This is a genomic window from Sinorhizobium sp. BG8 (genome assembly GCF_016864555.1).
In the GTDB taxonomy this organism is placed as follows: domain Bacteria; phylum Pseudomonadota; class Alphaproteobacteria; order Rhizobiales; family Rhizobiaceae; genus BG8.
Map to the genome: position 1 here is coordinate 2,158,505 of NZ_CP044011.1, position 13,426 is coordinate 2,171,930.

13 protein-coding genes are annotated in these 13,426 nt (G+C 63.6%); 6 read left to right on the plus strand and 7 right to left on the minus strand.

The genetic code is table 11. The features are described 5' to 3' along the window. The first annotated feature begins 60 nt into the window (after positions 1 to 60). Together pssA and F3Y30_RS10100 are read left to right on the plus strand one after the other, a co-directional pair. A complete protein-coding gene (gene pssA / locus F3Y30_RS10095) occupies positions 61 to 909 on the plus strand; it encodes a CDP-diacylglycerol--serine O-phosphatidyltransferase (protein WP_203426317.1) in 849 nt (282 codons plus the stop codon). Between the two features lie 116 nt (positions 910 to 1,025). Further along, positions 1,026 to 1,475 carry a MarR family transcriptional regulator gene (locus F3Y30_RS10100; protein ID WP_203426328.1) on the plus strand — a complete coding sequence of 150 codons (450 nt, stop codon included), beginning with the start codon at positions 1,026 to 1,028 and terminating at the stop codon, positions 1,473 to 1,475. 50 nt (positions 1,476 to 1,525) lie between these two features. Here the strand turns inward: F3Y30_RS10100 and F3Y30_RS10105 are convergent, their stop codons facing one another. The 5 genes from F3Y30_RS10105 to alr all read right to left on the minus strand — a co-directional run bounded on the left by F3Y30_RS10105 (position 1,526) and on the right by alr (position 7,540). Then, positions 1,526 to 2,266, minus strand: a complete 741-nt coding sequence (locus tag F3Y30_RS10105) for an SDR family NAD(P)-dependent oxidoreductase (RefSeq protein ID WP_203426337.1) — start codon at positions 2,264 to 2,266, stop codon at positions 1,526 to 1,528. Between the two features lie 95 nt (positions 2,267 to 2,361). After that, positions 2,362 to 3,858 (minus strand): amidophosphoribosyltransferase, encoded by a 1,497-nt coding sequence (purF, locus tag F3Y30_RS10110; RefSeq protein ID WP_203426338.1) that lies wholly within the window; start codon positions 3,856 to 3,858, stop codon positions 2,362 to 2,364. A gap of 288 nt (positions 3,859 to 4,146) precedes the next feature. Beyond that, entirely contained in the window at positions 4,147 to 4,746 is a 600-nt protein-coding gene (locus F3Y30_RS10115) for a CvpA family protein (RefSeq protein WP_203426339.1), read from the minus strand. Between the two features lie 143 nt (positions 4,747 to 4,889). Then, entirely contained in the window at positions 4,890 to 6,293 is a 1,404-nt protein-coding gene (gene radA, locus F3Y30_RS10120) for a DNA repair protein RadA (RefSeq protein WP_203426340.1), read from the minus strand. Positions 6,294 to 6,370: 77 nt separating this feature from the next. After that, positions 6,371 to 7,540 (minus strand): alanine racemase, encoded by a 1,170-nt coding sequence (gene alr / locus F3Y30_RS10125; RefSeq protein WP_203426341.1) that lies wholly within the window; start codon positions 7,538 to 7,540, stop codon positions 6,371 to 6,373. A gap of 127 nt (positions 7,541 to 7,667) precedes the next feature. On the opposite strand from alr, the gene F3Y30_RS10130 reads away from it, so the two are divergent. The 4 genes from F3Y30_RS10130 (at position 7,668) to F3Y30_RS10145 (ending at position 10,248) form a co-directional block, all read left to right on the plus strand. After that, complete coding sequence (locus tag F3Y30_RS10130; RefSeq protein WP_203426342.1) at positions 7,668 to 8,261, plus strand: hypothetical protein; 594 nt, start codon at positions 7,668 to 7,670, stop codon at positions 8,259 to 8,261. Between the two features lie 54 nt (positions 8,262 to 8,315). Then, positions 8,316 to 9,173: an AraC family transcriptional regulator gene (locus F3Y30_RS10135; protein ID WP_203426343.1), complete on the plus strand. Its 858-nt coding sequence runs from the start codon at positions 8,316 to 8,318 to the stop codon at positions 9,171 to 9,173. A 68-nt stretch (positions 9,174 to 9,241) separates the two neighbouring features. Then, positions 9,242 to 9,949 (plus strand): AzlC family ABC transporter permease, encoded by a 708-nt coding sequence (locus F3Y30_RS10140; RefSeq protein WP_203426344.1) that lies wholly within the window; start codon positions 9,242 to 9,244, stop codon positions 9,947 to 9,949. Beyond that, the gene (locus tag F3Y30_RS10145) at positions 9,946 to 10,248 is read left to right on the plus strand and encodes an AzlD domain-containing protein (protein ID WP_203426345.1); all 303 of its coding nucleotides are present in this window, start codon (positions 9,946 to 9,948) and stop codon (positions 10,246 to 10,248) included. Before F3Y30_RS10140 ends, F3Y30_RS10145 begins: the two co-directional genes overlap by 4 nt. A 70-nt stretch (positions 10,249 to 10,318) precedes the next feature. On the opposite strand, the gene F3Y30_RS10150 is transcribed toward F3Y30_RS10145, so the two are convergent. Both F3Y30_RS10150 and F3Y30_RS10155 read right to left on the minus strand, forming a co-directional pair. Next, a complete protein-coding gene (locus F3Y30_RS10150; RefSeq protein WP_203426346.1) occupies positions 10,319 to 11,818 on the minus strand; it encodes a replicative DNA helicase in 1,500 nt (499 codons plus the stop codon). Between the two features lie 244 nt (positions 11,819 to 12,062). Then, on the minus strand, positions 12,063 to 13,349 hold the full coding sequence (locus tag F3Y30_RS10155) for a cyclopropane-fatty-acyl-phospholipid synthase family protein (protein ID WP_203426347.1): 1,287 nt from the start codon (positions 13,347 to 13,349) through the stop codon (positions 12,063 to 12,065). Positions 13,350 to 13,426 lie beyond the last annotated feature (77 nt).

The following is a 13,426-nucleotide window of genomic DNA, read 5'->3' on the forward strand; positions in this document are numbered from 1 at the left end:
AGACGATCTGTCTTGGCCCACAGGCGGTCGAGATAGTATCCTGTAAAAAAGCGAGCCACGATGGACACTCCATTCCCGCCCTATGAGCCGAACGGTCCCAACGACACGGCCCGAGGTCCGCGTCTCAGGGAAATCCCGCTGCGCATGATCATTCCCAACATGATCACGGTGCTGGCCATCTGCGCCGGCCTGACGGGCATCCGGCTCGCTTTCGAGAACCGTTACGAGCTTGCCGTGGGAATGGTTCTGCTCGCGGCGTTCCTGGATGGTATCGACGGGCGTGTCGCGCGTCTGCTCAAGGCAACGTCGAAGTTCGGCGGCCAGATGGATTCGCTTGCGGACATCGTCAATTTCGGCGTCGCGCCGGCCCTGGTTCTCTATGTCTTCGTTCTCGACCAGGCGCGGTCCATCGGGTGGATCGCGGCCCTGATCTATGCGATCGCGGCGGGCCTGCGCCTCGCCCGGTTCAATGTGATGGCCGAGCGCGAGGCCAAGGCTTCCTGGCAGTCGGAGTATTTCGTCGGAGTACCGGCGCCGGCCGGCGCAATGCTCGTGCTGTTGCCCGTGTATCTCGGTTTTCTCGGCATACCGCCGAGCAATTTCTTCGCGCTGCTTTCCTCGGGCTACACCGTCGTCATCGGATTCCTGCTCGTCAGCCGGTTGCCCGTCTGGTCCGGCAAGTCCGAAGGCAGCCGCATCCGCCGCGACCTCGTGCTGCCTGCCATCCTCTTCGTGGTGTTCTACGTCGCCACGCTGATGAGCTTCACCTGGGAAACCATGGTGCTCACGGTGCTCGCCTATCTCGCCACACTGCCCTTCGGTGCGCGGGCCTGGCAGAAGAAGTACGGCCAGTGGACCGCCCCCCCGACGGACAGTGACGACGACGAACTGGCGGACACCCGCGAGTAGCACCGTATCTCCCGAAGTGTTTTTCGAAGAGGACCACTGCGATGTTGGCGTGGAGCCTCCGCGCGCCTATACCTTTGGGTGGATACATAGCGAACTAACGATCATCGAGCTATCAAATGACGAGCACCGAACCGCGGCACGCCATCCTTGACGAACTCTCCCGGGTAAGCCGGAAGATGCGGGCACTCTTCGATGCGCGCGTGAAGGAGAGGGGATTGACGCTTGCGCGAGCGCGGACACTTCTCATCCTGAGCCGCAGGGGTGCTCTCACCCAGCGGGAACTCGCGGACGAACTCGACATCGAGACCCCGACCCTGGTCAGGCTTCTCGACGGCATGGAGACGCAGGGCTTCATCGAGCGTCGGTCCGTGGAGGGCGACAGGCGCGCCAAGCAGATCGTGATGACGAACCACGGCCAGTCGGTCGCCGCCGAGGTCAGCCAGCTCGCAAGCGAACTCCGCACCGATGTCCTGAAGGGCATCAGCGCGGAGGAGATGGCGGCGGCACTCGGGGTGCTGCAGAAGATGACGGAGAACGTGCAGGCCGCCGACCGTACGCTGGTCTAGAGCGTGGTGAGGCTTGCTAACCGCAACGCTCTCTGGAGTCCCGGGCCGGACTATTCCGGCATCCGGTAGTCGACGATCTTGCGCTCGCGCACGATGAAGAGCTTGCCCGTCTCGGTCATCTCGCGCGACAGCAGCGGCATCATCGCCTGCGCCACTTCCGAGGGGTGCGGCAGGACCGAGGGGTCTTCGCCCGGCACGGCCTGGGCCCGCATCGCGGTCCGGGTGGCGCCCGGATCTATCGAGAGGATGCGTAGCGGAGTGCGCTGCGTCTCGCCCGCCCAGGTGCGCGCCAGCGCTTCCACGGCGGCCTTGGAGGCGGAGTAGGGGCCCCAGAACGGCTTGCACTTGTGCGCCGCGCTGGAGGAAAGGATCAGCGCGCGTCCGGCATCCGACTTGAGGAGCAGCGGCTCCACCGATCGGATCAGGCGCCAGGTGGCGTTGACGTTGATCGTCATGACCTTTTCGAAGACCTTGGCCTCCACATGGCCGATCGGCGAGATGACCCCAAGCACGCCGGCATTGGCGACGAGGATGTCGAGCTTGCCCCAGCGCTCGAAGATCGAGCCGCCGAGCTTGTCGATAGCGGCCATGTCGGCGAGGTCGAAGGGAACGAGCGTGGCGGTGCCGCCAACGGCCTTGATCGCATCGTCGAGTTCCTCGAGCCCGCCCACCGTGCGTGCACAGGCGATAACATGCGCGCCGGCCTTTGCCAGTTCGAGGGCCGTGAAATAGCCGATCCCGCGCGAAGCGCCAGTGACCAGCGCGATACGGTCTTTCAGGTCGTTGTTCATCGTTCTCTTCCCGTGTGGTGCCGGCCAAATGAAAAAGGCCGCGCTAGCGCAGCCTTCTAAAGTGTTCAGCCGGAAATGGAAACCGGCGCTGCGCGTCAGCCGTTGCTGGCGAGTACCGAAACCTTGCGACCCATCGTCTCGCCGTCCTTGTCGAGCAGGCGGGTCGGATAGTCGCCGGTGAAGTAGTGGTCGGTGAACTGCGGACGGGCGTCATTGCGATCTTCGCCGCCCACGGCGCGGTAGAGCCCGTTGATCGAGAGGAACTCCAGCGAGTCGGCACCGATGTATTTGCACATTGCTTCGAGGGTGTCGTACTGGTTGGCGATAAGCTTCTCGCGGTCCGGCGTGTCGATGCCGTAGAAGTCCGGATAGTAGATGCGCGGGCTTGCGACGCGCAGGTGCACTTCCTTGGCGCCAGCATCGCGGATCATCTGGACGATCTTCAGCGAGGTCGTGCCGCGCACGATGGAATCGTCGACCAGAACGACGCGCTTGCCCTCGATCATCGCCCTGTTGGCGGAATGCTTGAGCTTGACGCCGAAGGCGCGGATCTGCTGCGTCGGCTCGATGAATGTGCGGCCGACATAGTGGTTGCGGATGATGCCGTATTCGAACGGAATTCCGCTTTCCTGCGCATAGCCGAGCGCTGCGGGCGTACCGCCATCCGGCACGGGAACGACAACATCGGCCTCGACCGGGGACTCCTTGGCCAGGTTGATGCCCATGTTCTTGCGCGCCACATAGACGCTGCGGCCGCCCACGACCGAATCGGGACGGGCGAAATAGACATATTCGAAGAGGCAAAGCCGCTCGGCCTGGCCGTTGCCGGCCTTTCGCGAGTCGATCGAGATCGAACCGTCAGGCTGGACCTCGCAGATGATGACCTCGCCGTTCTCCACGTCCCGCACGAACTTCGCGCCGATGATTTCGAGCGCACAGGTTTCCGAGCAGAAGATCGGCTTGCCGTCGAGCTCGCCCATGACGAGGGGACGGATGCCGGTCGGGTCGCGCGCCGCGATTAGCTTGGTGCGCGTCATCGCGAGCATGGAATAGCCGCCTTCCATCTGGCGGATCGCGTCGATGAAGCGGTCGGCGGTCGACGTGTAGCGCGAACGGGCGAACAGGTGCAGCACCACTTCCGTATCGGACGTCGACTGACAGATCGCGCCACCGGCGATGAGCTGTCGGCGCAGTGTCAGCCCGTTGGTGAAGTTACCGTTGTGGGCGATCGCAATGCCGCCGACTTCGAGTTCGGCAAACAGCGGCTGAACGTTTCGCAGCGCCACCTCGCCGGTGGTCGAGTAGCGTACATGGCCGATCGACATGTTGCCGGGCAGGCGGGCAAGTGTCGCGGGGTCCGTATAGTGGTCACCGACGAGGCCCATGCGGCGTTCCGAGTGGAAGCGCAACCCGTCGAAGGAGACGATGCCTGCTGCCTCCTGGCCGCGATGCTGCAGGGCGTGCAGGCCGAGCGCGGTCAGCGTTGCGGCATCGGGATGGCCGAGGATGCCGAAGACGCCGCATTCTTCATGAAGCGTGTCGCCATCGAGGTCATCGTCGGAGTGACGAACGGGAAACTGGAAGTCGCTCATTGCTGCAAGCCTTTGCTCGGGAAGTAGTGGGTTGCACGGGTCTCGAATTCGTCGCGTACCGGAAAAGCGTCGCCCCCGCCGAGCGTCGGAGACGGAATCTCCCTTCGTCTCGGTCTGCGTTGTGCGGTCCGGTTCTTCATGCAGTCATGCCTATATGTGTTCGGGCCTATATATGTATGGGCTAACACCTTTGCCACCGAAGATGTGAACTTCGGTGGCGATTGCTTGAAACTACCAAAAATCAGGGACGTCCGCTGCTACGAATTTTAGCGAGTCGTCCCATTGGTCTTATCCGTTCGTTGCCGGAACCTCTTCGGCGGGTGTGCCACCCGTCGTGCTGTCGCCATCTTCGGGCTGGGCCTCGCCTTCCGTAGGCTTGCCGCGCAGTCTGTCGAGGATCGTTGCATCGGCGTTTTCCGGCAGAAGCGCCACGAGCTTCGAGCCCAGATTGTCGAGAAGCGGCTTCGACTTGGCCCCGAGGACCCAGGTCGGCTGCTGCTGCGGAGCGACAAGCCAGTTGAAGAACAGCATGGCGACGACGACGAGAAGGATGCCGCGGGCCGCACCGAACAGGAAGCCGAGCGTGCGGTCGAGCGCGCCGATGCGGCTGTCGATGATGAAGTCGGCGATCCGCATGGTGATGAAGGAAACCACGATCAGGGCGACGAGGAACACCGCTGCCGCCGAACCGATGAGCGCCACCGTGTCGCTGGTCGTGTATTCCTTGGCATAGGGAAGAACCACCGGATAGAGATAGTACGCAGCAGCCGCGGCGGCCACCCAGCTGGCGACCGACAGGACTTCGCGGGAGAACCCGCGCACCATCGCCAGGACGGCGGAGAATAGGGCCACGCCGATAACGATACCGTCGAGAATTGTGATGGGCATTTTCGTCCTACTCCAAACCCGGAATGTCTTCTGACCCGGATGCGAATTGCCGCGCCACATTAGCGGATCGCAGGGCCGGCGTCTCAAATCGGTTCACCGGCAAAAGCGCTTTCCACAAGGGTTTGCCTTTTCTGCGGCAGGTTTCAATCGTCTTGATCCGCAGCCTTGAGAGCCGAGCGCGACCCGGCAATGCGCGCCACCAGATCCGGCAGGCTGTCGATCTCGGCCCACCTGCCGCCGTTGGACTTCGGCAGCTCGGCGGATCCGACCGGCAATACGGCCCGCGAGAACCCCAGCTTCTCCGCTTCCTTGAGGCGCTGGGCGGTGTGCGCAACCGGGCGGACAGCTCCCGACAGGCTGACTTCGCCGAAATAGACGCAATCGGCGGGAAGGGCAAGACCGGCAAGCGACGAAACGAGAGCGGAGGCGACCGCGATATCGGCGGCCGGTTCCGAGATGCGATAACCGCCCGCGACATTGAGGTAAACGTCGTGCTGTCCGAGGCGGACGCCGCAATGGGCTTCGAGAACGGCGAGAATCATCGACAGGCGCGCAGAATCCCAGCCGACCACGGCGCGTCGGGGCGTGCCGAGCGAGGTGGCTGCGACCAGCGCCTGGACCTCCACCAGAACCGGACGGGTTCCCTCCATGCCGGCGAAAACGGCCGCACCCGGCGCTTTCTCGTTGCGTTCGCCGAGGAAGAGTTCGGAAGGATTGCTGACCTCGCGAAGCCCCTTGTCCGACATTTCGAAGACGCCGATCTCGTCGGTTGGCCCGAAGCGGTTCTTGACGGTTCTGAGGATCCGGTACTGATGGCCGCGGTCTCCCTCGAAATAGAGAACGGCGTCGACCATGTGCTCGACGACGCGGGGGCCTGCAATCTGGCCGTCCTTGGTCACGTGTCCCACCAGCACCATGGCGGCACCCGTCTGCTTGGCGAACCGGATCATGGCCTGGACGCCGGTCCTGACCTGCGTGACGGTGCCGGGCGCCGACTCGGCCGTGTCGCTCCACAGCGTCTGGATCGAGTCGATGATCACCAGGTCCGGCCGCTTGCCTTCGCCGATCGTGGCGAGGATATCCTCCACGTTCGTCTCCGCGGCGAGAAGGACGTCCGTTTCCGCCGCCTGGAGGCGCTGTGCGCGCAGGCGCACCTGCGCAACGGCTTCCTCGCCGGAAACATAGATGATCCTGTGGCCGCGCCGGGAGAGGGCGGCTGCCGCCTGCATGAGCAGCGTCGACTTGCCGATTCCCGGATCGCCGCCGATGAGTACCGCCGATCCCCGGACGAAGCCGCCGCCCGTCGCCCTGTCGAGCTCGGTCATGCCGGTATGGATGCGCGGCGCCTCCTCGATCTCGCCGGATAGCGCCGTCAGCGTCACGGGGCGTCCCTTCTTCGGCACCTTGCCCGGGCCGCTGCCGATCCCGCCCATCGGATCTTCCTCGACGATGGTGTTCCACTCGCCGCAGCCTTCGCACTTGCCCGACCATCGGGTGTGAACAGTACCGCAGTTCTGGCAGGTGAATTGTGTGCGCGCTTTGGCCATCGGGTCTCGCTTCGGGGACGGATGCAGGGAATCAGGTAGGAGTGGATTGTGGCCTTAGCACAAAACGGGAACAAGTCCTACCGTTCGGCTTCCACGTAGTTGCGGTGGTATCGTGCGCCGAGGCTCGTCAGAAGCTCGTAGTCGATCGTGCCGCTGGCCCGGGCGACGTCTTCGATCGCGATGTTCGGTCCGAAGAGTTCGATGAAGTCGCCCGCCCTGACCGCGCCCTTCGGCAGGTCCGTGACATCGAAGTGGGAGAGATCCATGGTGATCCGGCCGATGACGGGAACACGCTGTCCGTGCAGGAAGCCGCTTGCACCGGAAAGACCGGTCTGGCGCAGGGGCACGCCGGTGCCGGAAAGGCTCCTCAGGTAGCCGTCGGCATAGCCGATGGCAGCAATCGCGATCCGCGTGTCGCGCATCAGCACGGCCGACGCGCCGTAGCTGACCGTCTCTCCCGCGTTCGCGTCGCGGACCAGCAGGATCCGTGCCTCGGCTGTCACGACCGGCTTCATCGGGTTCGGCACGTCGTTGACGGCGGCTCCCCCGTAGAGCGAAATTCCCGGGCGCGTGAGGTCGAAGTGGTAGTCCTCCCCGAGGAAGATCCCGGCGGAATTGGCGAGGCTCGCGTCTATTCCGTCAAAGGCGGCCGTTGCCAGCCTGAAGAGATCGAGTTGCGTGCGGTTCATACTGTGGGCGGGGTCGTCCGCACAGGCGAGGTGGCTCATGACCAGCACGGGCGAGAAGCTGGCCGGACGCGCGGGGTCCGTTGCGAGCGCCGTTGCATCAGCGACGGTGAGCCCCAGCCGGTTCATTCCGGTGTCGATCTGCAGGGCGCAGGGGTGGTCGCTGCGATCTGCGATCGCCGCCATGAAGATGGCTAGCTGTTCCTCGGACGAAATGACCGGCACGAGGTCGTTCTCGAAGAACAGCCTTTCGGATCCGGCCCACATGCCGGAAAGCACGAAGATACGGCCGTCGGGCACGATGGGGCGCAGGGTCGCGCCCTCGGCGGGGCTTGCGACGAAGAAGTCCCTCGCGCCGGCCGCAAACAGGGTGCGGGCAGCACTTTCCAGCCCTATGCCATAGGCATTCGCCTTCAGGACCGCGGCTGTCCGTGCCGCGCCCGAGCGCCGTGACATCGATCGCCAGTTCGAAGCGAGCGCGCCGAGGTCGATCGTGAGGCGGGCATGGTCCTCGCCGGCGATTGGCAAGGCGTGACGGCGGTCGAGGTGGTTTTTGTTCATTGCTTTGAGATACAGGCTGGAGGAATGAGCTGCAATATGCACCGTCGTCGTCGACGATGCACAGCCTGGAGCATGTCCCGGCCGGCCGTCTGCACCGGACCGAAGGGCACAAGCAGGGAGAACCTACATGCGTAAGTGCAGTGCGATCTTTCTTCTGGCGATGCTTGTGCTGTGGCCGCGGCAGCCGATGGCCGAGGAGAGGACTGAAACCTCCCGTGCCATGAGGGACGCCTTTGCCGTACTCCTCGAGCTCTCGTCCGGCGGGCAGAAGCCCGACGAGGACGGCAGTGCGGACATCTACTACTCGATCGCGGACGACCCAAAGGCTCCCCGCCTTGTCACCCGGCTGGAGCTCGGCGGCGATCCCTGCGTTGCGCGCACCTTCGCCGCGCTCCAGTTTCCGGGAAAATGGGCGTCGCTCTTCGTTGCTACGACGGGGCTTTCGGCAATCACTTCCGCCGTCGCCTACGCGTCGGTCGACGACCTCATCGCAGAACGCGATCCGATTCCGGTTCTCGACCCTCGGGCGCAGCAGGTCGTGCTGACGGGTACGGGGCTCTACTGTGCGAGCCGCTTCGCATTGGGTCATGAGGGGAACGCCGAACCGGAATGCCGCGACCGCATCGATTTTGCGATGATGGATGCCGAGCAGGTTCATCGGGGCCGCGCCGCGATGGCCGTCATTGCCAATACCTGCAACGTCGCCTCGCTCCGGCAATAGCCGTCGTCACTTTTGTTCAATACAGCCTACCTTCAGACGGCTATAGTGGGCAGCATGCAGAATGTGTCTCAACAGCAGGCGACCCAGGCGATGCCGCTTGCCGGCGCCGAAAGCACTCGTTTCTGGAGGGACGAGCGGTTCGGCGGCATGGAATGCCTGTCCGCGACCTTCATCACGCACGAGTTCGCTCCGCACGCCCATGACACATTCAGCATCGGCGCTATCGAAAGCGGCAACCAGATCGCGACGATCAGGGGCGAGCGCGAATGCTCCGGTCCGGGCGACCTCTATCTGATCAATCCCGGTGAGATTCACGACGGCGTGCCGGGCGGTGAGGGTTACCGCTACCGGATGATCTACCCGTCCGTAGATCTCTTCCGCGAGATCCTGGAAGATGTCTCCGGCCACGCGTTCCATGCATCGCCCGCCTTCTCGAAGCAGCTGTTGCGTGATCCGGTGCTTGCCAAGGCATTCAACCGCGCCCACCGCACACTGGAGGAAAAGACCGGGGCACTGGAGGCCGACGAAAGCATGTTCTCGGTGCTCGCAGCCATGTTCGAGCGCCATGGCAGTCTTATCCTCGCGCCCGTCGATACAAAGGAGCGCACCGCGGTCTTTCTGGCGCGCGACTATCTTGTCGAGAACTACGCGACCGATATCGGCCTGGAGGAACTGGCAAAGGTGGCTGGCCTCAGCCGGGCCCACCTGATCCGCGCCTTCCGCAAGGAATTCCACATCACGCCGCACGCCTTCCTGACCGACAAGCGCATCCGGGAGGCACGCAAGCTTTTGCAGACGGGTTGTCCGCCGGCGGAGGTGGCCTTCGAATGCGGCTTCGCCGACCAGGCGCATTTCACCCGGCATTTCAAGGCCCGCACCGGCCTCACGCCCGGGCAATATCGGGCGAGATAATCACTTTCGTTCAAGATCGGTTGGATTGACCGCGCTATCACGCGCCTCTTTCAACGGGGACGAGGAAGATGCTTACGGGCGGGAAACGCGATGAATTCATGGGCGGGCTGCGAGCTATCGCTCCGCTCATCGCCGCCGTGGTGCCGATCGGGCTCGTTTTCGGAACGGTCGCCGCGACCAAGGGGCTGTCGCCGCTGGAGGCGACGGTAATGAGCGCGCTGGTCTTTGCAGGCGGGTCGCAGTTCGTGGCGATGGACATCTGGACCCACCCGGCCCCCTGGGCCGGCGTCGGCCTCGCCGCACTGCTGATCAACCTTCGCCATGTGCTGATGAGCGCGTCCATTGCCACGAAGATGGAGGCTTTCTCGCCCACCGGAAAAGCCTTGTCCATGCTGCTGCTGGCCGACGAGATCTGGGCCATGGCGGAGTTCCGCGCGGGCAGGGCGCGGCTGACGCCGGCATGGTTTGCGGGCCTTGCCGTGCCCTTCTACGCCAGCTGGGTCGCATCGACCCTGCTTGGTGCCTCGCTCGGCGCATTTCTCGGCGATCCCGTGGCGCTCGGACTCGATTTCGCGTTTCCCGCCGTCTTCATCGTGCTCGTGATGGGATTCTGGAAGGGCAGGGAGACCGGCGCCATCCTGCTGGCGAGCGCGATGACCGCCGTGGTTGTCCAGCATTTCGTACCCGGCGTCTGGTATATCGCCGCCGGTGCCGTCGCGGGCGTGATCACCGCCGTCGTTGCAAACCGCCCGGCGCGCAAGGAGGTGCACGCATGACGCTCGATCCCCACACGCTCCTTGCCATCCTCGCCATGGCCGTCGCGACGATGATGATGCGCCTTGCTGGCCTCGTTCTGGTCCGCCACGTGGCACTCGGCGATCGCGGACGCAAGGCGATCGAGTCGATTCCGCCCGCCGTACTGATCTCCGTCGTCGCGCCGACTGCGCTCGCGACGGGGCTGGTCGAGACAATTGGATGCGCCATTACCGCACTTGCGGCGCTGCGCCTGCCCATGCTCGCGGCCGCGGCCCTTGGCGTCGTCTCCGTCGCGGCCTTGCGCGCGGCGGGTCTCTAGAACGCGTTGAAACTGGTGAGGCGCAACGCGCTCCAGCGCGCCGCGCCTCGAATGGCCGGTCGCCGGTCGCTCAGTGCTCGTACTGGGTGAAGGAGGGATCGGCGAGATCGGTGAAGCGCGTGTATTCGGACTGGAAGGCGAGCTTCACCGTTCCGGTAGGTCCGTGACGCTGCTTGGCGATGATGACGTCGGCCGTCCCCTTCACCTTCTCGAACTGCATCTTCCACTCTTCGTACTTAGGGTCGAACTCGTCCCGAGGTTCGAGGTTCTTCACGTAGTATTCTTCGCGGAACACGAACAGCACCACGTCGGCGTCCTGTTCGATCGAGCCGGATTCACGAAGGTCGGAAAGCTGGGGCCGCTTGTCCTCGCGGTTTTCCACCTGACGCGACAGCTGGGAAAGCGCGATGATCGGCACGTTCAGCTCCTTGCCGAGAGCCTTCAGGCCGGTGGTGATCTGGGTGATTTCCTGCACGCGGTTTTCGTTCGACTTGCCCGAGCCGGTCATCAGCTGGATGTAGTCCACCACCAGGCAATCCAGACCGCGCTGACGTTTCAGGCGGCGGGCTCGCGCGGAGAGCTGGGCGATGGAGATACCACCGGTCTGATCGATGAAAAGCGGCACCTTCTGCATCATCTGCGAGCAGGCGACGAGCTTTTCGAAGTCTGCTTCCGAGATGTCGCCGCGGCGGATCTTGGAGGAGGAGACTTCGGTCTGCTCCGAGATGATACGGGTGGCGAGCTGCTCAGACGACATTTCAAGCGAGTAGAAGCCGACCACGCCGCCGTTCTTCGCCTTGAACGAACCGTCGGCCTGGATTTCGGGCTCGTAGGCGGCCGCTATGTTGTAGGCGATGTTGGTTGCGAGCGACGTCTTGCCCATGCCGGGACGTCCTGCAAGCACGATAAGGTCGGAGCGCTGAAGGCCGCCCATGCGGGCGTCAAGCGATTGTATGCCGGTGGAGATGCCCGAAAGGCTGCCATCACGTTCGAACGCGGCACCGGCCATGTCGATGGCGAGCGCGACCGCATCGTTGAAGGACTGGAATCCCCCGTCATAGCGGCCAGTCTCGGCAAGCTCGAACAGCCTGCGCTCGGCGTCCTCGATCTGGTTCTGCGGCGGCATGTCCAGCGGCGCGTCGAAGGCGATGTTGACCATATCCTCGCCGATGGTGATCAGCGAGCGGCGCAGAGCCAGGTCGTAGATGGCCCTGCCGTAGTCTTCCGCGTTGATGATCGTCACCGCTTCGGAAGCGAGGCGTGCGAGATATTGCGGGATCGTCAGGTCTCCGACCTTGGAGTCCGAGGGCAGGTGGGTCTTGAGCGTGATGGTGGTCGCGATCTTGCCCATGCGTATGGTGTCGCCGGCGAGCTCGAAGATCTTCCTGTGCAGCGGCTCATGGAAATGGCTCGGCTTCAGGAAGTCCGACACGCGGTAGTAGGCGTCGTTGTTGACGAGGATGGCCCCGAGCAGCGCCTGTTCGGCTTCGATGTTGCCCGGTGCCTCGCGATGGTGTGGCTCGGCGTTGTCACGGCCCTGGCTGGCAAGCTTTCGCACAACATCGTTCATGATGCCGAATCTCTCCCACTATGCTTTGAAGGAGGTTGGTTTCTGCCTTTCGGCCGTCCCGGTCAAGACCTTCGGGGACGTCGCCGTGACTAGGTCCGGAGGCTTGCCGCGTTTGGGCACTGTCTTAGACTTTTCCACAGGGGGCGGATTGCAGAAAATCCACAGTGGCGGTGAATTCACCGGCCGGCGGCCCGGCGCATCGCCCGGGGTCTTGACGTCGACCCGGCGGATCTGGCGGGTTGTCTCAGAAAGACGCCTCATGCGGGAACTTGCGAGCCCCGGGCGACTGTCCTCGGCCATCCGATTCGCGCGCCTTGAGGCAATTCTCGCCGCTCTCCAGATAGTTCCGGGTCAGGGGAACGACTGTCGGGTCGTGGGCGATCTGAAGCTGGAAGATGACGAGGTTCTGCCAGCGGAAGGCGCTCTCCGAGGCGGCTAGATAGAACTCCCAGATCCTGCAGAACGCTTCGTCGTAGAGCTCCTTCGCCTTGTCGCGCTGGGCCATGAAGCGCTCGCGCCAGTGCCGGAGCGTCTCGGCATAGTGGATGCGCAGGATCTCGATGTCGGTCACGCCGAGGCCGGATTTCTCCACCGCCCGCATCACCTCGGAAAGTGCGGGAATGTATCCACCCGGGAATATGTACTTTTCGATGAACGGATTGTTCGAGGTGGGACGGTCCGTCCGCCCGATCGTGTGCAGCACCATCACCCCGTCCCGCCGGAGGAGGGCGCTGCACTTCTTGAAATAGGTCAGGTAGTTCGGTCGCCCGACATGTTCGAACATTCCGACGGACACGATCCGGTCGTAGGTGTTCGGCGCGTTGCGATAGTCCTCGAGGAGGAAGTGCACGTCATTCGAAAGTCCCTCGGCCTTTGCCCGGGCCGTCGAAATCGCGAACTGTTCGTTGGAAAGCGTAACGCCGGTGACCTTCGCCCCGAGGTAGCGCGCGAGATAGAGCGCCATGCCGCCCCAGCCACTGCCGATGTCGAGCACCGAGAGCCCGGGCCGGCCCATCAGCAGCTTGGCTGCGATGTGCCGCTTCTTCGCCAGCTGGGCATCATCAAGGCTTTGGTCCGGTGTCTCGAAGTATGCGCAAGAGTATTGCCGGTCATTGTCGAGAAACAGGTCGTAGAGTTCGCCGGTCAGGTCGTAGTGATGCTGGACATTGCTGCGCGAGCGCCTCAGCCCGTTGCGCTCGTTCACCCAGCGCAGCAGGAACCGGGCCCGCTCAAGCAGACGGTTCCATCGGCTGTCATAGTACTGGAAGTCCGGATTGCCGGTGAAAATCGTCTTGAGCAACTCGTACATGTCGCCTTCGATAATCTCGATATCGCCGGTGCCGTAACAATGTCCGAGGTAGTAGGAGGGGTCGATGATAAGGCCCCACTGCGCACCACGGGTGTTCAGCCGGATGCTGACCGGTGTGCCGGACCCGTCTCCGAAGCGCGTAATCGCTCCGTCGCAGAACGTGATCTGCAGGTTGCCACGCCGTACAAGCTTTGAAACGATTGAATCAATAATGAATTTCATGATTGCTCCGTCATGCTTTTACGGCGGAGCGGGTCTGGTCGGAAACCGGCCTGGGAAGCGGCCCGACCGCCAATCCA

Bases quoted from the DNA above. Each gene is read 5' to 3' on its own strand.
- pssA (WP_203426317.1), top strand. From the start codon at position 61: ATGGACACTCCATTCCCGCCCTATGAGCCGAACGGTCCCAACGACACG.
- F3Y30_RS10100 (WP_203426328.1), top strand. From the start codon at position 1,026: ATGACGAGCACCGAACCGCGGCACGCCATCCTTGACGAACTCTCCCGG.
- F3Y30_RS10105 (WP_203426337.1), bottom strand. From the start codon at position 2,266: ATGAACAACGACCTGAAAGACCGTATCGCGCTGGTCACTGGCGCTTCG.
- purF (WP_203426338.1), bottom strand. From the start codon at position 3,858: ATGAGCGACTTCCAGTTTCCCGTTCGTCACTCCGACGATGACCTCGAT.
- F3Y30_RS10115 (WP_203426339.1), bottom strand. From the start codon at position 4,746: ATGCCCATCACAATTCTCGACGGTATCGTTATCGGCGTGGCCCTATTC.
- radA (WP_203426340.1), bottom strand. From the start codon at position 6,293: ATGGCCAAAGCGCGCACACAATTCACCTGCCAGAACTGCGGTACTGTT.
- alr (WP_203426341.1), bottom strand. From the start codon at position 7,540: ATGAACAAAAACCACCTCGACCGCCGTCACGCCTTGCCAATCGCCGGC.
- F3Y30_RS10130 (WP_203426342.1), top strand. From the start codon at position 7,668: ATGCGTAAGTGCAGTGCGATCTTTCTTCTGGCGATGCTTGTGCTGTGG.
- F3Y30_RS10135 (WP_203426343.1), top strand. From the start codon at position 8,316: ATGCAGAATGTGTCTCAACAGCAGGCGACCCAGGCGATGCCGCTTGCC.
- F3Y30_RS10140 (WP_203426344.1), top strand. From the start codon at position 9,242: ATGCTTACGGGCGGGAAACGCGATGAATTCATGGGCGGGCTGCGAGCT.
- F3Y30_RS10145 (WP_203426345.1), top strand. From the start codon at position 9,946: ATGACGCTCGATCCCCACACGCTCCTTGCCATCCTCGCCATGGCCGTC.
- F3Y30_RS10150 (WP_203426346.1), bottom strand. From the start codon at position 11,818: ATGAACGATGTTGTGCGAAAGCTTGCCAGCCAGGGCCGTGACAACGCC.
- F3Y30_RS10155 (WP_203426347.1), bottom strand. From the start codon at position 13,349: ATGAAATTCATTATTGATTCAATCGTTTCAAAGCTTGTACGGCGTGGC.